This window comes from Aeromonas bivalvium (assembly GCF_000819765.1).
Lineage (GTDB): Bacteria > Pseudomonadota > Gammaproteobacteria > Enterobacterales > Aeromonadaceae > Aeromonas > Aeromonas bivalvium.
Window position 1 is genome coordinate 236630 of the sequence record NZ_CDBT01000008.1, and the last position, 23316, is coordinate 259945.

Consider the following 23316-nt stretch of genomic DNA (forward strand, 5'->3'; position numbering starts at 1 on the left):
CCCGAGAAAAGCGACTGCGCTCCCAAAGCCACTTTATTCGCCCAGATAATATTTGCACGCCGCGCCCCCTGCTGGGACAATAACGCGCCTAAAAACTTGGCCATCAAATGAAGCAATATCAGGAGATACAGATGCCTTCTCGTAAAGAGCTTGCCAATGCCATCCGTGCATTGAGTATGGATGCCGTGCAAAAAGCCAACTCCGGTCACCCGGGCGCCCCCATGGGAATGGCGGATATCGCTGAAGTGCTGTGGCGCAGCCACCTCAAGCACAACCCGAACAACCCCAAATGGGCCGACCGCGACCGTTTCATCCTCTCCAACGGCCACGGCTCCATGCTGCTGTACTCCCTGCTGCATCTCTCCGGTTATGACCTCTCCACCGAGGATCTGAAAAACTTCCGCCAACTGCACTCTCGCACCCCGGGTCACCCGGAGTACGGCTACGCGCCGGGCGTTGAAACCACGACCGGTCCGCTGGGTCAGGGCATCACCAACGCCGTGGGCATGGCGATCGCCGAGAAGGCCATGGCCGAGCAGTTCAACCAGCCGGGCTTTGATGTCGTCGACCACTACACCTACGCCTTTATGGGCGACGGCTGCCTGATGGAAGGTATCTCCCACGAGGCCTGCTCCCTGGCCGGCACCCTGGGTCTGGGCAAGCTGATCGCGTTCTGGGATGACAACGGCATCTCCATCGATGGTCACGTGGAAGGCTGGTTCACCGACGACACTCCCAAGCGCTTCGAAGCCTACGGCTGGCACGTCATCCCGGCCGTTGACGGCCACAACCCGGAAGCCATCAACGCCGCCATCGAAGCCGCCAAGGCCGAGACCGGCAAGCCGACCCTGATCTGCTGCCGCACCATCATCGGTTACGGTTCCCCGAACAAGTCCGGCTCCCACGACTGCCACGGCGCACCGCTGGGCAACGACGAGATCGCCGCCGCCCGTGCCTTCCTGAAGTGGGACCACGCGCCGTTCGTCATTCCGTCCGACATCGCCGCCGAGTGGAACGGTCAGGAGAAGGGCGCCAAGCTCGAATCCGACTGGGCTGCCAAGTTCGCCGCCTATGAAGCCGCTCACCCGGCCCTGGCTGCCGAATTCAAGCGCCGCACCACTGGCGAGCTGCCGGCCAACTGGGCTGCTGAATCCGCCAAGATCATCGAAACCCTGCAGGCCAACCCGGCCAAGATCGCGACCCGTAAAGCGTCCCAGAACTCTCTGGAAGCCTTCGGCAAGCTGCTGCCGGAATTCATGGGCGGCTCCGCGGATCTCGCGCCGTCCAACCTGACCATGTGGTCCGGCTCCAAGTCCCTGACTCCCGAGAGCGCCGCAGGCAACTACATCCACTACGGCGTGCGCGAGTTCGGCATGTCCGCCATCATGAACGGCATCGCCCTGCACGGTGGTTTCATCCCCTACGGCGCCACCTTCCTGATGTTCATGGAGTACGCCCGCAACGCCCTGCGCATGGCCGCCCTGATGAAGCAGCGCGCCATCTTCGTCTACACCCATGACTCCATCGGTCTGGGTGAAGATGGTCCGACTCACCAGCCGGTGGAGCAGATCGCCTCCCTGCGTCTGACCCCGAACATGAGCACCTGGCGCCCGTGTGACCAGGTTGAGTCCGCCATCGCCTGGAAACACGCCATCGAGCGTACCGACGGCCCGACCTCCCTGATCTTCTCCCGTCAGAACCTGGCCCAGATGGACCGCACCGCCCAGCAGTTGGCCGATGCCGCCAAGGGTGGTTACGTGCTGAAGGATTGCGCCGGTACCCCGGAGCTGATCCTGATCGCCACCGGTTCCGAAGTGGAGCTGGCTGCCGCAGCCTATGAGCAGCTGACTGCCAAGGGCCGTGCCGTGCGCGTGGTCTCCATCCCGTCTACCGATGTGTTCGACGCCCAGTCCGCCGAGTACAAGGAGTCCGTCCTGCCGGCCGCCGTCACCAAGCGTGTGGCCATCGAAGCGGGCATCGCCGACTACTGGTACAAGTACGTGGGCTTTGGCGGCAAGATCATCGGCATGCGCACCTTCGGTGAGTCCGCTCCGGCCGAGCTGCTGTTCAAGGAATTCGGCTTTACCGTGGAAAACGTGGTTGCGACCGCTGAGTCCCTGTAATAGCTGATCATTGGGCCGCTTAGGCTCAATAGCCAGAACGATAAAACGCCCTCCATCGCAAGATGGGGGGCTTTTTTTATTTTAAAGAATTTGTTGTGGATAGTAATGAATCATATTTCTTTAATTGTTAATATGGTTTTTTGAAATTAATTAAACGGAAATAAACTATGTTTTGGAAGTTTTATGTATATTAAAATTGATAATGAATATATGGATGGGGAATTAAATCTCTTATCAGATTTACTTTCTTTACTAGATGGTCAGATTCATGCCGTTAGGCTTTCCATGTTGAGATCTATCCCTCCTGAATCAGAAGGTTTAGCTGATCGTGGTGAGTATTTTGTTGGTGTTGGTTTTGCTGCAATACAACAATATTTGAATGATACTCTTACTCTCACCGGAGTGATAAAAAGACAAGCTTTTGATATTGGTCCGCGTTACTCTATGAAATTTTCATTCATCTCAGTGGTTAATGCTGCTGCAAATTGGTGGAAGCACTCATCCGAGTGGGTAGGTGAGGGTAAAAATAATAGTAAATTGGCAATGAATACTCAGCGAATTGTGATGGATGTTTCTGATTCAGAGGACTATCCACTGAGCAATGTTCTATCTATGTTGTTGGGTACAACAGATATCAATCTTAGTGCATTATTGCCAAATATTATTTTATGGCGTTCAGCTATAGATAAGGAGAAAAATGAGCTCTCATAGTAAACTAGATGCGATAGGGAGAAATCAATCTGCCTATATGTTAGAAACAGCATCAGATTATCTACGTGCTGCCAAGGTAATTTGGTTGCAACCAAATTTACAGTCTGTTGCTATGGTCAATGCTGCAATTGCGATAGAGATAATATTGAAGAGTTTTCTATCTCAACCCACTAATAACATGCGTAAAGGTACAGTTGGTGAACAGTATGAGATAAAGCAAAAAGTCCATCTCTTTAATGATATAGCGGCAAGAATTGACAGAGATATATATGACAAATTGAATTTCTCTCGTTATTGTTCGTTTTTTGAAAAGAATAAGGCTTTATTTGTTGAAAGTCGTTATCCTTATGAGCCATCATCTCGAGGTGGTTTTAATGATGAGGCAATACATGTTGGTATTGAGATATTCAATGCCACCATGAGATGGTATAAGGAAACCGGTAATGAGGACCCTTGGGTAAAAGCATATCCCGATGTGGCGGGTGGTCCTGTTTAATATATGCAACGTTCTTTAATTTGATGCCATAAAAATAATGCCCCATATGTTACATAAAAAGAGACCGACTATCAGCCGGTCTCTTTTTATTTTTTAAAACAAATCTTACGCCTGCGGCGGGGTACTTTCCGCATTGGAGAGTACGGCATCCATCTGCACCAGGGCGCCGGCGGGCAGCTCGCTCACGCCAATCACGGTGCGGGCAGGCAGATAGCCCGGGAAATATTTGGCGTAGATGGCATCCACGTCCGCCAGATCCGCGATGTTGGCAAGCTGGATATTGACCTTGACGATATCGTCCATCACGTGGCCGATGCTCTCGACGATGGTCTTGATATGGCCGAGGCACTGGGCGGTCTGCTCCTTGACGCAACCGGTCAGCACCTTGCCGGTGGCCATGTCGAGCGGCAACTGGCCGGCGATATGGTTGTAGTGGGAGAAGGCGACTGTCTGGGTGTGCAGCGGGCTGCGCGGCGCCTTGTCGGTATTGCGGGCGCTGATCACCAGATTGTGTCTGTCTTCCACCAGTTGTGGCGGGGTGCCGTCACCGTGGGAGATGACCGCATCCATCTGTACCCGGGCGCCCAGCGGCAGGGCGGAGGCGGCGATCACGCTGCGAGCGGGCAGATAGGCGACGGCACGGGCAATGGCGGAGTCCGGGAAGAAGGTGGTGTAGACCTCGTTGACGGCGTCGAGATCCGCCAGATTGGTCAGATAGACGGTCACCTTGACGATGTCGTCGAAGGGCACGTCGATGCTCTCCAGCACCGCCTTGATATTGCGCAGGCACTGGGCCGCCTGCTCGCGGATGCCACCGTCAACCAGGGCGCCGGAGGCGGGGTCGAGGGGCAGCTGGGCACCGATATTGTTGTAATGGGAGAAGGCGACGCTCTGGCTGGAGAGCGGATCCTGCGGGGCGTGGTCGCTATTGCGGGCGAGTTTGAGCAGCGGGCAGGGGGCTTGGGGGAAGGTGCCTTCCCCGTTGGAGAGCAGGGCGTCCATCTGAATGGCGGCGCCGAGCGGCAGACCGGCCACCGCCAGCACGGTTCGGGTCGGCAGGTTGCGGGGGAAGAACTCGCGATAGACGGCGTTGACGGCATCGAGGTCGGCTATGTCCGCGAGGAACAGAGTCACCTTCACCATGTCCTCCATGCCGTGGCCAATGCTCTGGACGATGGCCTGGATATTGGTGAGACACTGTCTGGCCTGGGCCTGGATATCCCCTGCGACCAGCTCGCCCGTTTTCGGAACGACGGGGAGCTGGGCGGCAATATTGTTGTAGTGGGAGAAGGCCACGCTCTGGGTATAGGGCCCCAGATCCTGAGGCGCATTGGGGGTATTTCTGGCGGATTTGATGATGGTACCACTCATGGCGATACTCCTTTTTCGTTTTTGATGTAGGGTCCGGGCCGCATTGTTCTTCCCTGACCGAATGCGGCACGCTGATGACTCGTGATATTGCGGCAACAGTTGCCCGTTCCCGCCGCAGGGCGACGGAGAAAAGGAGAACGATCATCACAGTGTCGAGCCCTGTTTCGATGCAGACAGCGCGTGCAACAGACAAGGGAGAGAGTTTGGCCTGGTGATTCAGACGGAAGGATTCTAGGGGGCGGCTATCCGGGGATGCAAACCGGGATCCTGTTTCTATGAGGTGGCTCAACAGAGTGAAATATATTCATTTTGCGATTCAATTCATGACGGGCATGGTAAATAAAGGTGATGACGATCCCGCTTTGATATGAAAGTGGAACCAGATAGCGCCATATTGTCGCGCATCAGGGTTACAGCCTGTGAATCCTCCGTTAATACTTTTGGCGAAATTGCAGCTTATTCTCCCGGTTTTGCATAGCTATCTATTTATCGCTCTCTCGACGCCCTGTTCAGCGCCGCCAAAATATGCTGCGGTGAGCACACTGAAATAACATTCATCCTCTCTGCATGGCCACAGGTCATGACATAAATACGGGAGAAAGAGAGGGCGCTTTTTAGCCCCTGATGCCGAGGCAGACATGGGCTGGTCGGCGCGTCGCCTATGCCATATTTTTTCAGCGGCGCGAATGCAGCCCGCCAGCAGGCAGCAGAAGCAGGCAAGGGGAGGGGCCTGCCCCGACTCGCCGCCCCGCCGGTATATATCGCTCCAGCCATGACCCTCCACCTGAGTTTGCCCTGCTTTGCCGCCCAGGCGTATCCCACTCTCTTTGCGATGCAATCTGGCTCCCGCCTTCCGGATACCCAACTACCTTGCCCAAGAGCAGGGATTGTCAGGAAAGACACAGGCAGCACGGGCGACAAGGGTCAGGCAGGAGGTGAGCCGCCTCGCCTTTTGACTTCAACTTCTTTTGAACTCTGGCGCCATACGATACCATGCGCATCGTGTGTTCCTGTTGGGGGGAGGCGCCGCCCATCGCCCCTGTGGCTGGCCGCTGGTCCCGTCATGCCCACGGGATGCACAGCCCGGGGCTGCCACGGCAGACCCGTTATCGCCATAGCCAACAGGACGGAGTATCAGGATGGCCATTGCCATTGAACAGTCGGACAACACACTGAGGGTCAACAAGGATCGCTACGATCTGGCTCGTATCGTCGGCGTGCAGGTAAAAGCACTCGGCTGGATGGATCGGCTCAAGAAGATCTTGTTGCTGGGGGTGGTCACCTCCAGTGTGCTCTTCTACTTCACTCCTTCCTACGAGCAGGCGGGCAACTGGCTCATCGTGCTGTTCCTGCCCCTGGTGGGTTTTCTGGTTGGCGCCCTGATGGGGCTGCTCTCTAGCGCGAAATATGAATTTCGCATCGAATTTTCCCACGCCGACGAGACGGGCGTGCAGTGGATCACCGCAGCAAAAAGCCGGCACGCCGCCGATTATGAAACCTTCAAGGCGCAGGCGGCCAGGCTGAAGGAGCGGCTCGGGTAGGGCGCATCCAGTGGCGGGTCTGGGCCATCTGGCGTCAGCCATATAAACAAGCCCGATCAGGTGCACCTGTTCGGGCTTGTTCTATTCGGGGGGATGGCGCTCGGTGACCCGCCTCAGGCGGGATAGAGGGCGCCCAGCACCGCCGGGCGGCTGGCGCCGGTCACCGCAGGCAGGTTGCCCGGCTTTTGCTGGATAAAGCGCTGTGCCAGCCAGGCAAAGGCGGCCCCTTCCACCCAGTCCGGCGCGAGGCCGAGCAGGGCTGTGCTGGCCAGATGCCAGCCAGGGAGCAGGGCCGAAAGCTCTGCCAGCAGCGGGGCGTTGTGGGCACCGCCGCCGCAGACAAACAGCTCGGGCCGGGTTGGCGCACCATCCAGTGCGGGCAACTGGCGGGCGATGCTGTGGCAGGTCAGCGCCTGCAGGGTGCGCTGCACATCCACGGGGGCGTATGCCGTGCCTGCCAGCTCGCCGTCGAGCCACTCCAGGGTGAACATCTCCCGCCCCGTGCTCTTGGGAGCGGGGGCGGCGAAGTAGGGGTGAGCCAGCAGTTTCTCGAGCAGCGCGGGAACAAGCTGGCCGCTCGCGGCCCACTGGCCACCGGCATCATAGCTGTCGCCGTGGGGATGATGGCGGCGATACCAGCCGTCGAGCAGGGTGTTGGCCGGGCCGGTATCGAAGCCATATACCCCTGAACCAGATCCGCCATCGATCTTACCGGGCAGCACAGAGATATTGGCGATGCCGCCGAGGTTCAGCACCACCCGCAGGGCGCCGGGGCGGGCAAAGAGCGCCTGATGGAAGGCGGGCACCAGGGGCGCCCCCTGACCGCCGAGGGCCATGTCCATGGTGCGAAAATCGGCCACCACGTCGATGCCGGTCAGCGCCGCCAGCAGGGCCGCATTGCCTATCTGCAGGGTAAAGCCGAGGGCGGGACGGTGGCGAATGGTCTGGCCGTGGCTGCCGATGGCGCGAATATCGGCAGGCGTGAGGCCGGCCTTGGCGAGCAGGGCCTGGGTGGCGGCGGCAAATTCGCGGGCCACCCGATTGTCGGCCACCCCCATGCGGTCGATTTCGCTCTCCCCCGGAGTGCAGAGGTCATGCAGGGTGCGGGCGGTATCGGCAGGCCAGGGATGGCAGAGGGCCGTCTCGACCTTGAGGGTCTCGCCCTCCATGCTCACCAGCACGGCATCAATGCCGTCCAGGCTGGTTCCGGACATCAATCCTATATAGCGTTCAGTCATGACAACCCCCTTTCAATGATGCAAAGGAATGGTCCGATGCCATACCCTGCTCCGGTCCCCGAGATCAATCGGATAAAACGCTCGCTCATGACATCACCTCTTCAGTGGTACAGAGGGACGGTTCGATGCCATGCCCCGCTCCGGTCCCCGAGATCAATCGGATAAAACGCTCTCTCATGACATCACCTCTTCAGTGGTACAGAGGGACGGTTCGATGCCATGCCATACCCTGCTCCGGTCCCCGACATCAATCCGATATGACGTTCTGCCATGACAAGGCTCCTTGTGGTTCAGGGGCGTGCGAGCGGCCCGTGTCGCCGGTCGCCGAGGTGGCCGTCAAGAGGCGTCCCGGCGCTGGGCGAGTTGCAACTGCGGCTGCTCCAGCTTGGCGAGTTGCTGGCGGGCCTGCACCTTGAATCGGCTCAGGGCGTTGCCGCTCAGGGTCTCGGCCTGGGGCAGGATCAGGGTGCGCGGGTTCTTGTGGATACCGCCCACCACGAATTCATAGTGCAGGTGCGGGCCTGTGACCCGGCCGGTGCCGCCGAGCAGGCCTATGGTCTGCCCCTGTTTCACCCGCTGCCCCTTGTTGACGGTGCGCTTGGAGAGGTGCAGGTACTTGGTCACATAGTTGCCGGCGTGCTTGATGAAGACGTAGTTGCCGTTGAACTGGTTGTAACCGGCCGCCACCACGCTGCCACCGCCCGCCGCCATGATGGGGGTGCCCACCGGCGCCACATAGTCGATGCCGTTGTGGGGGCGCACCTTGCCGGTGACCGGGTGCAGGCGGCGGGGGTTGAAGTTGGAGCTGATGTACTTGAAGTTGACCGGGGCGCGCAGGAAGCTCTTGCGCATCGCCTTGCCCGCCGGGGTGTAGTAGTTGCCATCCTCGCTCAACACGGCGCGATAGATCTCGCCCTGGTTGATGAACTCGGCTGCCAGGATGTCGCCGGAAGCGACCCGCTCCTCATCCTGATACTTCTCCTCGAACAGCACCCGGAAGCTGTCCCCCGGTTGCAGGTCCTGGGCAAAGTCGATGTCCCAGCCGAAGATGGCGGCGAGATCCATGATCTGATCCTCCGTCATGCCCGCCTCCACGGCGGCGCCCCAGAAGCTGGAGCGAATGCTGCCCTGGGCGCTCGCTTCCCGGGTGTCCAGCTCGAGACGAACGGCCCTGGCGGTGAAGCTGTCGTCCTTGCGGCTCACCTTGAGCGCCTGCTCCAGGCTGTGGGGGTAATAGAGGCTGTGCAGCTCGCCGCCCTGGGTGAGCTTGAAGGTGAGCTCCTGGCCGGGCCTGAGCAGGCGCAGGGTATCCGTGCCCTCGAGCTGATCGATGAGGTGCAGATCCGCGGTGCTCAGGCCCAGACGCTGGAAGATGACCCCCATGTTGTCGCCGCTGCGCACCTTCACCTGCCTGGTGACATAACGCGGCTTGGGCGGGGTGACGGGTTCGGCCCGTGCCAGCAGCGCCTCCTCGTCGACCTGCTGCTCGACGGCCAGTTCGTTGTCGTTGTCATCGACCCGGGTGGCCACGGCGCGCTCGCTCGGCCAGGCCGCCAGCATCATCACCAGTATGCTCAGAATAAGCACCATCTTGCGGTGCCAGGTGGGGAGAGAGTTGAAGGCGTGCCAAAGGACCATGGGAAGCTGACGAAGTTGAGCCGGGAAGAAGCTCGGAGTTTACCGCCTTTCCAATTGGCCCGCCATTCCAGTAATATGGCTGGCCCTGTGGAATCGTGATTGGAGAGTCAAAAAATGTCCCAGCTCGAGGTGGCGCTAGCCGAGATCAAGCGCGGAGCGGAAGAAATTCTGGTGGAAGAGGAACTGGTTGCCAAGTTGAAGGAAGGGCGCCCCCTGCGCATCAAGCTGGGGATGGACCCGACGGCACCTGACATCCACCTGGGTCACACCGTGATCCTCAACAAGCTGAAGACCTTCCAGGACCTGGGCCACGAGATCATCCTGCTGATTGGCGACTTCACCGCCATGGTGGGGGATCCCTCCGGCAAGAACGCCACCCGTCCGCCGCTCTCCGAAGAGGCCATCAAGCACAACGCCCTCACCTATGCGGAGCAGGCGTTCAAGATCCTCGACCCGGCCAAGACCCGCATCGAGTACAACTCCACCTGGCTCGGCGAGCTGGGCGCGACCGGCATGATCAAGCTGGCGGCCAAGCAGACCGTGGCCCGCATGATGGAGCGCGACGATTTCAAGAAGCGCTACAGCGGCGGCCAGTCCATCGCCATTCACGAATTCCTCTATCCGCTGCTGCAAGGCTATGACTCGGTCGCGCTCAAAGCGGACGTCGAGCTCGGCGGTACCGATCAGAAGTTCAACCTGCTGATGGGCCGCGAGCTGCAAAAAGATGCGGGCATGGCGACCCAGTGCGTGCTGATGATGCCGCTCTTGGTGGGCCTGGACGGCGTCAAGAAGATGTCCAAGTCCGCTGCCAACTACATAGGCGTGCACGACGCCCCGGGGGAGATGTTCGGCAAGATCATGTCCATCACCGACACCCTGATGTGGAACTACTACGAGCTGCTCTCCTTCCGTCCGCTGGCTGAAATTGAAGAGTTCAAGGCAGGGATCGAAGCCGGGACCCTGAACCCGCGCGACGTGAAGATCTGGCTGGCCAAGGAGATCATCGCCCGTTACCACGACCAAGCGGCAGCCGAGGCGGCCCACGAAGACTTCACCCAGCGCTTCTCCAAGAACGCCATCCCGGACGAGATGCCGGAAGTCGAACTGGCCCTGGAAGGCGACGGCCTGGCCATCGCCAACCTGCTCAAGGAGGCCGATCTGGTGGCCACCACCTCCGAGGCGCTGCGCATGATCAAGCAGGGCGCGGTGAAGGTGGATGGCGAGAAGCTGGATGATGGCAAGGCACTCATCGGTGCCGGCACCGCCGTCTACCAGGTTGGCAAGCGCAAGTTTGCTCGGGTGACCGTCAAGTAAGTCGCCACCTCCGGCGCCGCCATAAGAGAAAGGCCTCCCTTGCGGAGGCCTTTTCGTTGGCGTGACTCGGACAGTTCCCCTGCCGGTTACAGCACCATGGGGCGGGCCACGGCATCGGCCGCCTCGGCGCCCCGCAGCACTCGCACCAGGGCGAGGGCAAACTCGATGGCGGTGCCGGGTCCCTGACTGGTCACCAGTCGAGAGCCGCTATCTATGACGACGCGCTCCTGGCTGAGCTGGGAGGCGGGGATCCGGGCCCAGAAGCCGGGATGGCAGGTGGCCTTGGCCTCCCCCAGCAGACCATGGGGCAGCAATACCACGGCGGGGGCGGCGCACAGGGCCGCGCGCCAGCGGCCCGCCTCGGCCTGGGCCCGCAGCAGGGCGATGGCCCTGGGGTTATCCCGAATACATTCGCTGCCGGGCAGGCCGCCGGGCACGACGATCAACTCGAAGTCGCCTGCTGGCAGCTCGTCGAGGTGGCAATCTGCCATCAGCTGCACACCACGGGAGGCGCGGACGAGGCGCTGACCGGTCGGGCAGCAGGAGGCGAGCACCACCTCGATGCCGGCGCGCACCAGCACGTCCTGGGTGGCGACGGTTTCTATCTCTTCCGAGCCGGGGGCGACCAGCAACAAGACGCTCATGGGGTGACTCCTGTGAGAAATGGGGGGCGGGCCGTCAAAGCTTAGCCCTGGTCCTGGCTGCGATCCTTGATGGCCTGGTAGAGCCCCTGATTGACCGGCACCATGATGCCGTGTGCCTGGGCCCTGGCCAGCAGGAAGCCGGTGATGGCCTCTATCTCCGTCTCCTTGCCCTGCTCCAGATCCTGGTGCATGGAGGAGTAGTTGTCGGCGGTGAGCCCGGCGACCGATTGCACCCGCCGCGCCAGCTCCTCCGCCGTGGTGGTGATCCCCTCGGCGTTCATGACGTCGGCCACCTCGATGCAGATCTGCTGCAGGGTGTCGGCAAAGCGCGGACCCGTCAGCTCGCCATTCTTGATGCGATAGAGGGCGGTGAGGGGGTTGATGGCGCAGTTGATGGCGAGCTTGTGCCACTGGCGGGTGAGGATCTGCTCATCCCAGCTCGCCTGACCCAGGGCCTGGGCCAGTCGATCGGCCAGGGGGGCAAACTGGCGCCCCGCCTCGTTGACCGGGCCGAGCCAGGTCTCGCCCCGGCCGGTGTGACGAAACACGAAGTGGCCCTGCTGCAGGGCGCCATGGCTGGTGACGCCGGCGATGACGGGGTTGTCGGGGAACAGCTCGACCACGCGCTCGGCCACTCCCATGCCGTTGTGCAGCAGGACGATGGGCACCTGCTTGTCCAGCTTGCCGAGGAGAGGGAGCAGAGCCGGGATCACCTGGTCCGCCTTGGTCATCACCAGCAGGCGGCGGATGGCCGGGCGATCGGCCACGAAGGCGCGGGGGATGGCGATGAGGGTATGCTGACCATCCAGACCGGTGAAGTCGACGACAGGATGCAGGGTGGCTCTGTGGCGCTCGCGCAGCAGCAGCTGTGTGGGTTGGCCGGATTGGGTCAGCAGGGTGGCGAACACGCCGCCGAGTGCGCCACAACCGAGCAGGGACCAGGAGGGGGAAGGGGGAAGTTGGGATCCGCTTGGCATGATATGACTCGATCATCAGGGTGGGCCGTCCAGCCTGGGAGGCTTGGAGGTGGACACTCATGGGTCTCACCTGTCGGCAATGGCAAGGATTCTAACAGAGCGTCTTTATCGAAATCAGCAAATTTGCCGGTTTTCTGGTAGATTTGGCCGCCAATAATGCAACATGAGGAGCCCCGGCCATGCCGTCATTCGATATTGTCTCTGAAGTCAAAATGAACGAGGTGTTGAACGCGGTCGACAACGCCAATCGTGAACTGGCCACCCGATTCGATTTTCGTGGTGTTGAAGCCAGCTTCGAGTTGAACAAGGAAGAGGTCAAGCTGGAGGCGGATGCCGACTTCCAGCTCAAGCAGATGGTCGAGATGCTGCGGGGCGCCCTGCTCAAGCGCAACATCGAGAACAGTTCCATGGAGGTGGGCGACAGCGTTCACTCCGGCAAGCGTTTCCACCTGACCGTGAAGTTCAAGCAGGGGATCGAGAAAGAGACCGCCAAGAAGCTGGTGAAGCTCATCAAGGATTCCAAGATCAAGGTGCAGGTCGCCATCCAGGGCGACGAGGTGCGGGTCACCGGCAAGAAGCGCGACGATCTGCAGGAGACCATGGCCCTGGTGCGCGGCGCCGAGCTGGGCCAGCCGATGCAGTTCCAGAATTTCCGCGACTGACTGCGGATAAAGAGGGGATGCCCCTCTTTATTTCGTCGGACCGATGCCAAAAAAAACCGGAGCCTGGGCTCCGGTTTTTTTGTCTCTGTGAGAACAGGTTCGATTAGAACTTGTAGGTCACGGAGAAGTAGTGGCCAAAACCAGTGGTCTTCAGGCCGAAGGTACCGTTCTGGATGCCGTAGATGTCGTTGAAGTACTTCAGGCCGTAACCGACGGCGTAGCGGTCGGAGTGCCAGTACAGGCCGTTGAACATGGCGGTACCGTCGGTGGAGCTGTCCTTGGCATCGAACAGGTGATCCAGGTAGCCCTGATAGGCGACGAAGCTGCCGTTGGAGAAGGTGTAGAAGGGCTTGAACCAGTTCATGGAGAACTGATAGCCGTTCCAGCCTTGCTCGCCAGAGCCTTCGTTGACGTGGCGTGCATACAGGTTCATGCCCACCTTGCCGAACCAGGGCACCTGTACGTCGGCACCCAGACCGGTCATGGCTTCGAACAGGCCATCCGGACCACCCACGTTGACCAGGTTGGCGATGTAGACTTCCTGGATCGGACCGAAGGAGAGATCTTTGCCGGTCATGGCATCGATGGACAGGCGCGGGGCGAACTTGATGAACAGGTTGTCGCTGTCATGCTTGTCGTCGTGCTTGCTCTGGAAGATATCGAATACGTCGACATAACCGTACAGGTCAAAAATACCGGAGCGACCACCGAATTCCATTTCGAAGTAGGTGTCGTTGTAGCCACCTTCGGCTTCGCTGTAGGGCAGCTGGTCGATGGTGTGCATCACGTTGAACTGGAACCACTTGTAGTCGTTCTTGTGGATGTCGCCGCTATAGTCAGCAGCCATAGCCGGAGTGGCGGAAGCCGCCAGCAGACCAGCAGCGATCAGAGTCTTGGTAAATTTGGCCATTTTATTGGTCTCTTGTGCGTTTAGTTGAGGTTTTCCGTAGCCTGCCCACAAGGAGCGGAGGGATTCTAGCCAAATAAATTCAGCGGATAAACGTTCAAGAGGGAACTTTCTCTGGAAGTGTGAATCTAATCACCCCCAATTTCGCGCAAACGCTTGCTATTTGTCCGATTTCGGTGACAAGGCCATGTTCCGTCTGGCAACCATTGCGATCAGCAGCAGCACAGGGATGCCGAGCAGGCTGGTGGTGACGAAGAAGGTGCTGTAGCCGAACTGCTCGACGAAACGGCCGGAAAACCCGGCAAGCAGCTTGGGCAGCAGCAGCATCACAGAGCTGAACAGGGCGTACTGGGTCGCCGAGAAGGCGACATTGGTCAGGCTCGACAGATAGGTGATGAAGGCGGCGGTGGCGATGCCGGCGCTCAGGTTGTCCAGGGAGATGATCAGGGTCAGCAGCTCCAGGTTGTGGCCGAGCTGGTTGAGCAGGGCGAACAGGAGATTGGTGCTGGCGGTGAGCAGGGCCCCCAGCATCAGGATGCGCAGGGTGCCAAAACGCATCACCAGTATTCCCCCCAGGCTGGCCCCCACCAGGGTCATGATGACCCCGTACACCTTGGTGATGGTGGCCACCTCCGTCTTGCTGAACTGCATGTCCACATAGAAGCTGTTGGACATGACCCCCATCACCACGTCCGAGATGCGATAGCAGGCGATGAGCCCCAGGATCAGCAGGGCCGAGCGGCCATGGCGGGCAAAGAAGTCGGCGAAGGGGCACCAGATGGCCTCATAGGCCCAGGCGCCGAGTCCCGCCAGGGGGGTGGGCCAGCCATGTTGCAGCAGGAGAGCCTTGCGCTGCGCCTGCTGCCTGTCCTGGCTCGCCACATCGATGTCGGGCTCGTGACAGCAGAGGGTGGTGACCAGGCCGATGCTCATCATCCCCGCCATCAGCAGATAGGTGAGCTGCCAGCCGCGGTAGTCATAGGCGCTGTTGCTGCCAAGCCAGGCCGCCAGCGCCAGGGCGCCGGCTCCCGCCATGATCATGGCGAGCCGGTAGCCCGTCATGTAGGAGGCCGCCATGGCCGCCTGCAAGCGTTCGGGAGCGGACTCGATGCGGTAGGCATCGATGACGATGTCCTGGGTGGCGGAGGCGAACGCCACCAGCAGGGCGAACAGGGCGAGCTGGGCCAGCTGGGTCTTGGGATCGCAGAAGGACATGCCGACCAGGGCCGCGGCGATCAGCAGCTGGGAGAAGAGCATCCAGCTGCGGCGCCGGCCGAGCAGGCGCGACAGCAGGGGCAGGGCCAGCCTGTCCACCAGGGGAGACCATAGCCACTTGACCCCATAGGCCAGCGCGACCCAGCTCATGTAGCCGATGTCGGTCAGGCTCACCTCGGCTTCCCGCAGCCAGAAGGAGAGGGTGCCGAACACCAGCAGCAGCGGCAGACCGGAGGAGAACCCCATGGCAAACAGAATAAGGACGCGGGGCTCGAGATAGACCCGCAGGGATTCTCTCCAGCTTGGTTTGCTGACAGCGTTCAAGTGCCTGACTCCTCGAAAAAAGTGAGCCATTTTGGCAGGTTCATGGTGCCGCGCCAAGGCGGGCGCTCAGATTGCGGGGATATTGCGGGGATAAAGAGGGGCTCGATCTGCCTGGGACTTGCCGTGGCAGCGCCGTCAAATGGGGGGCTGGGCCTGTGGTGGGAGGGCGTGCTCGGGGTCCGGCCTCGTCATCGCCCTGGTGGCGCTCAGAGGAAGTCGGTCGGGAAGTACCTCCCCCATGTGCCAGAAATTGGCGAGTTACCTTGATCCGCGGGGCTGAGCCGGATGGCGGCGAGGGATGGGGGCTGGGCCCTGATGTTGGACCCGGGGGGGGAGGCGCGATGCAAGGCGGGCCCGGTAGGGCCCGCCTTTGGCTCAGTTGGCGAGCAGGCTCGCCTTCTTGAGGATGATGGTGCTGGTGGGCACGTCGTTGGCGCGCAGTATGGGGCTGTAGCCCGTCTGCACCTGGGCCAGCTTGTCCAGCACCTCCATGCCCTGTACCACCTGGCCGAATACGGTGTAACCGGCGCCGGCATTGGCGTTGAGGTTGTTGTTGTCGGCCAGGTTGAAGTAGAACTGGCGGGTGGCGCTGTCTACCGCCTGGGTACGGGCCATGGCGATGCTGCCGCGGACGTTGGGCAGGCCCCCCTTGGACTCGTTCACCACGGGATCATAGGTAGGCAGCTGCTGAAACTGCTGGTTGTAGCCGCCCCCCTGCACCACGAACCCCGGGATGACCCGGTGGAACAGGCTGCCGTCATAGCTGCCATCGGCCAGGTAGCGCAGAAAGTTCTTCACCGTCTGGGGCGCCGCCTTGGGGGCCAGCTCCACCACTATGTTGCCGTGGTTGGTTTCCAGCTTCACCTTGGGGGCGGCGAAGGCCAGCGGGCAGACCAGCAGGGCCAGTAACATCAGCTTTTTCATCGCATATTTCCTTGGACGTTGAGGGATCAGGCGCTCGGTTGGCCCTTGAGGTAACCGCGCAGCTGCTCGTCGGCCATGATCTGCTGGATCAGGTTGCCGAGCTGCTGGTTCAGCACCCGCTCCAGATCGGCGATGCTGGGTTCACCCGGCCCCTCCTTGCTGGCGCTGGCGTTGAACACCTTGGTCAGGCGGCTGCCCTGAAAATCGGCCATCACCTGCAGGCTCACCTTGGATTTGGTGACATAGGTGAAGGTCTTCTCGTCGACATTGACCAGGGCATTGTTGACCTGCAGGGTGAGGTGGGTGGTGCCGCTGCTGCCCACTTCCAGCCCCTGGCCGCGCAGCCCTTCGCCAAGACGCTCGACCAGCAGGGTATTGAGGGGCTGTTCGCTTCGGATGTAGACGGGGGCCTTCTCTTTTTGCTGGATGGCGAACACATGGGCGGCGGTGCGCTTGTCGATGCCCTCCATGGTGATGCGGTTGCCGGAGTAGTATTGCTGGTTCGCCGGGATCACCTGGGGATTGAGCAGTGCCGTCTCGGGCCAGTGGGTCGCACAACCGCCAAGCAGCAGGGCGGCGAGCAGCAGAAAGGATGATTTCATGATGGGGTCCTCTAGCGTTTGATGGCTTTCAAAATAACGAATTTATTATTGGATGCAACGACTTGCGCATTGGCAAACAGTCGCTTGAGCTTGTGGTGATAGTCCAGATGCCGGTTGCCCACTATCCAGAGCTCCCCCCCTTTGGGCAAGACCCTGTGGGCATCCTGAAACATCTGCCAGGCGATATGGTCCGTGATCGCCTGCAACTGGTGGAACGGCGGATTGCAGAGGATACGGTCCGCATAGCCGCTCGGCAGACCGTCCAGGCAGTTGTTGACCAGAAAGTGGGCCCGCGCCAAGGCATCTGGCAGATTGTGCTGGACGTTGAGCCGGGCCGAGGCCACCGCCATGTAGGATTCGTCGATGAAGGTCACCTCCACCTCGCTGTCTCGCGCCAGCAGGGAGAGACCGAGCACCCCGTTGCCACAGCCCAGATCGATCACCTTGCGGGCGCTGTGAATGGGCAGATTGGCCAGCATGAAGCGGGCGCCTATGTCCAGGCTGGTGCGCGAGAACACGTTGGCGTGGTTGTGGATCTGCATCCCGCTCCCCTCCAGGGGCCAGACGGTCGGGAAGGGATCGGCCAGGGGAGGGCGCTCGTCGGGGGCGCTGGCGACGGTGCAGTGAATGAGCCGCGCCTTCTTCCAGGCCAGCGAGGTGCGGGTCTCCCCCAGATAGTGTTCGAACAGCCTGAGGGTGGAGCTGTGGATCTCCTTGGCCTTGCCGGCTGCAATGATGCGGGTCGCCGGGGTGACCACGGCGCGCAGGGCCAGCAGTTGCTGTTCGAGCAGGGCCTGATACTTGGAGACCTTGATGATCACCAGGGACGGCGCCTCGGGCAGTGGCGCCAGGGCGTCCTGGATGCGGATGCTGGCCGGATCCAGGCCGTTGTCCGCCAGGTTGGCCAGGGTGCCCTGCTCGCTGACGAAGGAGTCGGTGATGCACAGGGGCTGATGGCCGTGCAGGAAGGCGGCCAGGGCGCCGAAGTTGTCATTCATGATGATGACGGGACCGCTGCCGGTGGGAGGCTGCTCGGCCAGGTGCTGGATCAGGTACTCATCGGCGGCATCCCAGGCCTGCAGGGGATCCTGCGCCTGGCGCGGGTAGCGCAGCAGGGTCAGGCGGCAATGGTCTGTCTCGAGGTGGGTCTGCATCGAACTCTTTGTCTCACGGCTGGATCGGATGGCGCTATTCTAGCGGCGGTGCCCCGATTCACCAATCGCCCCGCCGTGCAAGTTCTCCCTGCCCCTCAAAGTCGATAGAATGAGGGCCCATGTCCTTTCCCTCTGTCGGAGTACCCCATGAAGATGCAAGAGACCATCGAGGCCCGCCTCAGCGAGGCGCTGTCACCCAGCCACCTGGAGGTGCTCAACGAGAGTCATATGCACCGTACCGAGCCGGGAGCCGAGAGCCACTTCAAGGTGATCGTCGTGAGCGAGGCCTTCGTCGGCCAGCGCCTCATCGCCCGCCATCGCCAGATCAACCAGTTGCTGGCCGAGCTGTTGGCTGGCCCGATTCATGCACTGGCATTGCATACCTATACGGCCGAGGAGTGGCAGCAAAAGGGGATGGCGCCGCGCACCCCAGGCTGCGTCAGCAAGCTGGGCCCTCAATAGGCAGGGCGATACCCGGGCCGCTGTGATGTTTCGTTAACATCGAACTCACCCCTTGCCGTTTTATCGAACGTTTTTTGGACGGTACGCCATCAATTTTTCTAATCTTGCCGGTGCGATCTCGCAGAATACCTCTTAGGTGGTACTTCATGCCGGCGGCGGCGGCATAGGGGATTTTCATGCCGACGGGCCGGGCAGCAGCCCAAGCTAATTTTGTGATAGGGGGTTAATTTTCCCCATTTGACGTGGCAGTCATCAAGCCGGAAGTGGTAAACTCAAGCGCTTTTGACACACCCTGTATGTTGCTGATTTGTTGTTTATTTGTATTCAGCTAGCCATGTGCCGCGTGTGTTCAACAACTCGTCGTGATGTATTTCTCGGCGCTAACCATTCTCTCTCCCCGTAACGGTAGTGCAAGTGAGTATGATTACAATTAAAAGAGGACTGGACATCCCCGTGCTGGGTGCGCCAGAGCAAGTAATCTACGATGGCCCGGCCATCACCCGTGTTGCTACACTGGGCGAAGAGTTCGTGGGGATGCGACCTACTATGTTTGTCAAAGTAGGGGATCGCGTCATTAAAGGTCAGGTGCTCTTCGAAGATAAGAAGAACCCTGGCGTTAAATTCACGGCTCCCGCCACCGGCGTAGTTTCAGAGATCAACCGTGGTGCCAAACGCATTCTGCAATCCGTGGTCATCGACATCGATGGGTCTGACGAGCAGGTGACCTTTGAGCACTTTGCCTCCGCCGAGCTGGCCAAGCTCGAGCGCAGCAAGGTGCAAGAGATCCTGGTCGAGTCAGGTCAATGGACTGCGCTGCGTACCCGCCCTTTCAGCAAGGTGCCCGCCGTCGGTTCCGAGCCCCGTGCGATCTTCGTGACCGCCATGGACTCCAACCCGCTGGCCGCCAGTGCCGAGCTCATCATCAAGGAGCAATCCCAGGCCTTCATCGACGGTCTGACCCTGCTCAGCCGCCTGACGGATGGCAAGGTGTATGTGTGCAAGGGCGAAGGCAGTCTGCCGCAGGCTTCCGTAGCGCAAGTCCAGGAAGAGGTCTTCGTTGGTCCTCACCCCGCTGGTCTGCCGGGTACCCATATTCACTTCATCGATCCGGTTGGCAGCCACAAGATCCAGTGGCACATCAACTATCAGGATGTGATCGCATTCGGCAAGCTGTTCACCACTGGCCAGATCTTCACCGACAAGGTGATCGCCCTGGCCGGCCCGAACGTGGTCAAGCCGCGCCTGCTGCGTACCCGTCAGGGTGCCTGCATCAGCCAGCTGACCAACAACGAGCTGCGTGCCGACGAGAACCGCATCATCTCCGGTTCCCTGCTCAGCGGTGCCAAGACCGATGAGGCGCACGACTATCTGGGTCGTTACCACAATCAGGTCTGCGTACTGGGTGAAGGTCGCGAGAAGGAGTTCCTGGGCTGGATCAAACCCAGCGCCAGCAAGTTCTCCATCACCCGCACCACCCTGTCTCACCTGGTGAAGGGCAAGCTGATCAATTTCACCACCACCACCAACGGCAGTGATCGTTCCATGGTGCCTATCGGCAACTATGAGCGGGTGATGCCGCTGGACATCCTGCCGACCCTGCTGCTGCGGGATCTGATCGCCGGTGACACCGACAGCGCCCAGGCGCTCGGTTGCCTGGAGTTGGATGAGGAAGATCTGGCGCTGTGTACCTTTGTCTGCCCCGGCAAGACAGAGTACGGCCCCATCTTGCGTGAGTGCCTGACCAAGATCGAACTGGAAGGTTAAGCGATGAGTTTCAAGCAATTTCTTGAAAAGATGGAACACCACTTCGAGCCGGGCGGCAAGTACGAGAAGTACTACGCCCTGTACGAAGCGGCCTTCACCATCTTCTATACCCCGGGTTTGGTAACCCGTAACGCCGCCCACGTCCGTGATGCGCTCGATCTGAAGCGCATGATGATCATGGTGTGGCTGGCTGTGTTCCCGGCCATGTTCTGGGGCATGTTCAACGTCGGCAACCAGGCCATCGCCGCCATCGCGCACCTCGGCTCCGCCGCCGGTGCCGCCTCCTGGCAATATGGCCTGGCCACCCTGCTGGGGGCCTCGCTGGATCCGGCGGTCGCCGGCGTCGGCAGCAAGATGCTGATCGGTGCGGCCCACTTCTTCCCCATCTATATCACCGTCTTCATCGTCGGTGGCTTCTGGGAAGTGCTGTTTGCCATGATCCGCAAGCACGAGATCAACGAAGGCTTCTTCGTGACCTCCATCCTGTTCGCCCTGATAGTGCCGCCCGAGCTGCCCCTGTGGCAAGCCGCCCTGGGTATCACCTTCGGTGTGGTCATGGCCAAGGAAGTGTTCGGTGGTACCGGCAAGAACTTCCTGAACCCGGCGCTGGCGGGTCGTGCTTTCCTGTTCTTCGCCTATCCGAGCCAGATCTCCGGCGACGCCGTCTGGGTTGCCGTCGACGGCTTCTCCGGCGCAACCGCCCTGAGCCAGTGGTCCCAAGGTGGCCAGATGGCACTGATCAACGGTGCAACCGGTCAGGCCATCAGCTGGATGGATGCCTTCCTTGGCAACCTGCCGGGTTCCATCGGTGAAGTGTCCACCCTGATGATCCTCATCGGCGCAGCCATGATCGTCTACATGCGGATCGCTTCCTGGCGCATCATCGCCGGCGTCATGGTCGGCATGGTGGTGACCTCCCTGCTGTTCAACGTCATCGGCTCCGACACCAACCCCATGTTCAGCATGCCCTGGCACTGGCACCTGGTGCTGGGTGGTTTTGCCTTCGGCATGGCCTTCATGGCGACCGACCCCGTCTCCGCCGCCTTTACCAACAAGGGCAAGTGGTGGTACGGCGCCCTGATCGGTTTCATGGTGGTGCTGATCCGTGTTGTGAACCCCGCCTTCCCGGAAGGCATGATGTTGGCCATTCTGTTTGCGAACCTGTTTGCCCCCTTGTTTGACCATTTCGTGGCGCAGGCGAACATCAAGCGGAGGATCAGTCGTGGCGTTTAATAAAGATTCAACCGTCGGTACCGTCAGCATAGTGGCGGGCCTGTGCCTGGTCTGCTCCATCGTGGTCTCCGTGGCCGCCGTGGGCCTGCGTCCGGCTCAGCAGCTGAACAAGGCGCTGGACAAGCAGAGCAACATCCTCTCCGTTGCCGGCATCGATACCGCCAGCATCGCCAAGAGCGAGCTGGGCAAGCTGTATGGTGACAAGATTGAAGCGCGCCTGGTCGACCTGACCACCGGCGAATTCGTTGACGGCGACGCCGACGGCTTCGATTTCAAGCTGGCAGCCAAGAACCCGGCCGAAAACATTCGTCTGGCGCCTGCCGACGACAAGGCTGGTATCCGTCAGATCTCCAAGCTGATGCCGGTCTTCTTCGCCAAAGACAGCGAAGGCAAGGTCGACAACATCATACTGCCGGTGTACGGCCAGGGTCTGTGGTCCACCATGTATGCCTTCGTCGCCGTCGCGGCCGATGGCCAGACCGTCAAGGGCATCACCTACTATGACCAGGGCGAAACCCCGGGTCTGGGTGGTGAGGTCGAGAATCCGGCCTGGCGCGAGCTGTTCGTCGGCAAGAAGCTGTTCGACCAGGCAGGCCAACCTGCGCTGCGGGTGATCAAGGGCCATGCCCCTGCAGGTTCCGAGCACGAGATCGATGGTCTCTCCGGTGCCACCCTGACCAGCAACGGTGTCCAGCACTCGTTCGATTTCTGGATGGGCCCCCAGGGCTTCGGTCCTTTCCTTGCCAAGATCCGCGCAGGAGAACTCAACAATGGCTGACAATAGCGCAATGAAAAAACTGCTGTTGACGCCGGTGCTCGGTAACAACCCCATCGCCTTGCAGGTGCTGGGTGTCTGTTCCGCCCTGGCCGTTACCAGCCAGATGAAGACGGCGTTCGTGATGACCCTGGCGGTCATGGCGGTCACCGCCTTCTCCAACCTGTTCATCTCTCTGATCCGCCACCAGATCCCCAACAGTGTGCGCATCATCGCCCAGATGGCGATCATCGCATCCCTGGTTATCGTGGTTGACCAGGTGCTCAAGGCGTATGCCTATGAGATCTCCAAGCAGCTGTCGGTGTTCGTCGGCCTCATCATCACCAACTGTATCGTGATGGGTCGTGCCGAAGCCTTCGCCATGAAGAGTGCCCCGCTGCCCTCCTTCCTGGACGGTATCGGCAACGGCCTGGGCTATGGCGCCGTGCTGCTGACCGTGGCGACTGTGCGCGAGATCCTGGGCTCAGGCACCTGGTTCGGTATCGAGCTGCTGCCGCTGGTAAACAATGGTGGCTGGTATGTGCCCAACGGCCTGCTGCTGCTGCCGCCGAGTGCATTCTTCATCATTGGTCTGATCATCTGGGGCGTACGCACCAAGGATCCCAAGCAGGTGGAGGCGAAGGATTAAGGTATGGAACATTATCTGAGTCTGTTGATTCGTTCGATTTTCATCGAAAACCTGGCCCTCTCTTTCTTCCTGGGCATGTGTACCTTCCTGGCGGTGTCCAAGAAGGTCAAGACCGCCATGGGTCTGGGCGTCGCGGTCGTGGTGGTGCAGACCATCGCGGTCCCGACCAACAATCTGATCTACAACTTCGTGTTGAAAGACGGTGCCCTGGTGTCAGGTCTGGATCTGAGCTTCCTGAGCTTCATCACCTTCATCGGGGTGATCGCGGCTCTGGTGCAGATCCTGGAGATGACCCTGGACAAGTACTTCCCGGCCCTCTACAACGCCCTCGGCATCTTCTTGCCGCTCATTACCGTGAACTGCGCCATCTTCGGTGGCGTCTCCTTCATGGTGCAGCGTGACTACAACTTCGTGGAGTCTGTGGTCTATGGCGTGGGCTCGGGTGCCGGTTGGATGCTGGCCATCGTGGCGATGGCGGGGATCCGCGAGAAGATGAAGTACTCCGATGTGCCGGACGGCCTGCGCGGTCTGGGCATCACCTTCATCACTGCGGGTCTGATGGCGCTGGGCTTTATGTCCTTCTCTGGTATTTCCCTGTAATCGGAAAAGGAAT

22 protein-coding genes are annotated in these 23316 nt (G+C 60.3%); 12 read left to right on the plus strand and 10 right to left on the minus strand.

Translation table 11 applies throughout. The annotated features are described in order from the left end of the window. Positions 1 to 131 precede the first annotated feature (131 nt). From tkt to BN1119_RS20335, 3 genes are all read left to right on the plus strand, one after another. Positions 132 to 2123: a transketolase gene (gene tkt, locus BN1119_RS02210; RefSeq protein ID WP_041993208.1), complete on the plus strand. Its 1992-nt coding sequence runs from the start codon at positions 132 to 134 to the stop codon at positions 2121 to 2123. A gap of 183 nt (positions 2124 to 2306) precedes the next feature. Next, positions 2307 to 2834, plus strand: a complete 528-nt coding sequence (locus BN1119_RS20330) for a hypothetical protein (protein ID WP_157438602.1) — start codon at positions 2307 to 2309, stop codon at positions 2832 to 2834. Further along, positions 2821 to 3330 carry a hypothetical protein gene (locus tag BN1119_RS20335; protein ID WP_157438603.1) on the plus strand — a complete coding sequence of 170 codons (510 nt, stop codon included), beginning with the start codon at positions 2821 to 2823 and terminating at the stop codon, positions 3328 to 3330. The genes BN1119_RS20330 and BN1119_RS20335 overlap by 14 nt, the downstream gene beginning before the upstream one ends. Before the next feature lie 105 nt (positions 3331 to 3435). On the opposite strand, the gene BN1119_RS02215 is transcribed toward BN1119_RS20335, so the two are convergent. Continuing rightward, complete coding sequence (locus tag BN1119_RS02215; protein WP_041993212.1) at positions 3436 to 4701, minus strand: RidA family protein; 1266 nt, start codon at positions 4699 to 4701, stop codon at positions 3436 to 3438. 1139 nt (positions 4702 to 5840) lie between these two features. Here BN1119_RS02215 and BN1119_RS02220 point away from each other — a divergent pair. Next, a complete protein-coding gene (locus BN1119_RS02220) occupies positions 5841 to 6242 on the plus strand; it encodes a hypothetical protein (protein ID WP_244463664.1) in 402 nt (133 codons plus the stop codon). 113 nt (positions 6243 to 6355) lie between these two features. On the opposite strand, the gene BN1119_RS02225 is transcribed toward BN1119_RS02220, so the two are convergent. After that, a complete protein-coding gene (locus tag BN1119_RS02225; protein ID WP_041993215.1) occupies positions 6356 to 7480 on the minus strand; it encodes an anhydro-N-acetylmuramic acid kinase in 1125 nt (374 codons plus the stop codon). A 336-nt stretch (positions 7481 to 7816) separates the two neighbouring features. Then, positions 7817 to 9118 carry a peptidoglycan DD-metalloendopeptidase family protein gene (locus BN1119_RS02230; protein ID WP_041993218.1) on the minus strand — a complete coding sequence of 434 codons (1302 nt, stop codon included), beginning with the start codon at positions 9116 to 9118 and terminating at the stop codon, positions 7817 to 7819. A gap of 114 nt (positions 9119 to 9232) precedes the next feature. Between BN1119_RS02230 and tyrS the strand changes: the two genes are divergently transcribed. After that, positions 9233 to 10432 carry a tyrosine--tRNA ligase gene (tyrS, locus tag BN1119_RS02235; RefSeq protein ID WP_041993220.1) on the plus strand — a complete coding sequence of 400 codons (1200 nt, stop codon included), beginning with the start codon at positions 9233 to 9235 and terminating at the stop codon, positions 10430 to 10432. Between the two features lie 86 nt (positions 10433 to 10518). Here the strand turns inward: tyrS and BN1119_RS02240 are convergent, their stop codons facing one another. Continuing rightward, positions 10519 to 11076: a DJ-1 family glyoxalase III gene (locus BN1119_RS02240; protein ID WP_041993223.1), complete on the minus strand. Its 558-nt coding sequence runs from the start codon at positions 11074 to 11076 to the stop codon at positions 10519 to 10521. 41 nt (positions 11077 to 11117) lie between these two features. After that, positions 11118 to 12053 carry a ketopantoate reductase family protein gene (locus BN1119_RS02245; protein WP_041993225.1) on the minus strand — a complete coding sequence of 312 codons (936 nt, stop codon included), beginning with the start codon at positions 12051 to 12053 and terminating at the stop codon, positions 11118 to 11120. Between the two features lie 179 nt (positions 12054 to 12232). On the opposite strand from BN1119_RS02245, the gene BN1119_RS02250 reads away from it, so the two are divergent. Next, entirely contained in the window at positions 12233 to 12715 is a 483-nt protein-coding gene (locus BN1119_RS02250) for a YajQ family cyclic di-GMP-binding protein (protein ID WP_041993229.1), read from the plus strand. A 103-nt stretch (positions 12716 to 12818) separates the two neighbouring features. Here the strand turns inward: BN1119_RS02250 and BN1119_RS02255 are convergent, their stop codons facing one another. The 5 genes from BN1119_RS02255 to BN1119_RS02275 all read right to left on the minus strand — a co-directional run bounded on the left by BN1119_RS02255 (position 12819) and on the right by BN1119_RS02275 (position 17841). Beyond that, positions 12819 to 13625 carry a nucleoside-specific channel-forming Tsx family protein gene (locus BN1119_RS02255; RefSeq protein ID WP_041993232.1) on the minus strand — a complete coding sequence of 269 codons (807 nt, stop codon included), beginning with the start codon at positions 13623 to 13625 and terminating at the stop codon, positions 12819 to 12821. Positions 13626 to 13781: 156 nt separating this feature from the next. Next, positions 13782 to 15161 carry an AmpG family muropeptide MFS transporter gene (locus tag BN1119_RS02260; RefSeq protein ID WP_041993235.1) on the minus strand — a complete coding sequence of 460 codons (1380 nt, stop codon included), beginning with the start codon at positions 15159 to 15161 and terminating at the stop codon, positions 13782 to 13784. Between the two features lie 375 nt (positions 15162 to 15536). Then, complete coding sequence (locus BN1119_RS02265) at positions 15537 to 16085, minus strand: peptidylprolyl isomerase (protein ID WP_041993238.1); 549 nt, start codon at positions 16083 to 16085, stop codon at positions 15537 to 15539. A gap of 26 nt (positions 16086 to 16111) precedes the next feature. Continuing rightward, complete coding sequence (locus BN1119_RS02270; protein WP_041993242.1) at positions 16112 to 16687, minus strand: YajG family lipoprotein; 576 nt, start codon at positions 16685 to 16687, stop codon at positions 16112 to 16114. An 11-nt stretch (positions 16688 to 16698) separates the two neighbouring features. After that, positions 16699 to 17841, minus strand: coding sequence for a methyltransferase (locus tag BN1119_RS02275; RefSeq protein ID WP_041993246.1), 1143 nt, complete (start codon positions 17839 to 17841; stop codon positions 16699 to 16701). A 147-nt stretch (positions 17842 to 17988) separates the two neighbouring features. Between BN1119_RS02275 and BN1119_RS02280 the strand changes: the two genes are divergently transcribed. The 6 genes from BN1119_RS02280 (at position 17989) to nqrE (ending at position 23303) form a co-directional block, all read left to right on the plus strand. Beyond that, positions 17989 to 18303, plus strand: a complete 315-nt coding sequence (locus BN1119_RS02280; protein WP_041993249.1) for a BolA family protein — start codon at positions 17989 to 17991, stop codon at positions 18301 to 18303. A gap of 420 nt (positions 18304 to 18723) precedes the next feature. Further along, complete coding sequence (locus tag BN1119_RS02285) at positions 18724 to 20067, plus strand: Na(+)-translocating NADH-quinone reductase subunit A (protein WP_041993252.1); 1344 nt, start codon at positions 18724 to 18726, stop codon at positions 20065 to 20067. 3 nt (positions 20068 to 20070) lie between these two features. Then, positions 20071 to 21300 carry an NADH:ubiquinone reductase (Na(+)-transporting) subunit B gene (locus BN1119_RS02290; protein ID WP_041993255.1) on the plus strand — a complete coding sequence of 410 codons (1230 nt, stop codon included), beginning with the start codon at positions 20071 to 20073 and terminating at the stop codon, positions 21298 to 21300. Then, complete coding sequence (locus tag BN1119_RS02295) at positions 21290 to 22078, plus strand: Na(+)-translocating NADH-quinone reductase subunit C (RefSeq protein WP_041993259.1); 789 nt, start codon at positions 21290 to 21292, stop codon at positions 22076 to 22078. Before BN1119_RS02290 ends, BN1119_RS02295 begins: the two co-directional genes overlap by 11 nt. Continuing rightward, positions 22071 to 22703 carry an NADH:ubiquinone reductase (Na(+)-transporting) subunit D gene (locus BN1119_RS02300; RefSeq protein WP_041993262.1) on the plus strand — a complete coding sequence of 211 codons (633 nt, stop codon included), beginning with the start codon at positions 22071 to 22073 and terminating at the stop codon, positions 22701 to 22703. Before BN1119_RS02295 ends, BN1119_RS02300 begins: the two co-directional genes overlap by 8 nt. 3 nt (positions 22704 to 22706) lie before the next feature. After that, a complete protein-coding gene (gene nqrE, locus BN1119_RS02305; protein WP_041993264.1) occupies positions 22707 to 23303 on the plus strand; it encodes an NADH:ubiquinone reductase (Na(+)-transporting) subunit E in 597 nt (198 codons plus the stop codon). Positions 23304 to 23316 lie beyond the last annotated feature (13 nt).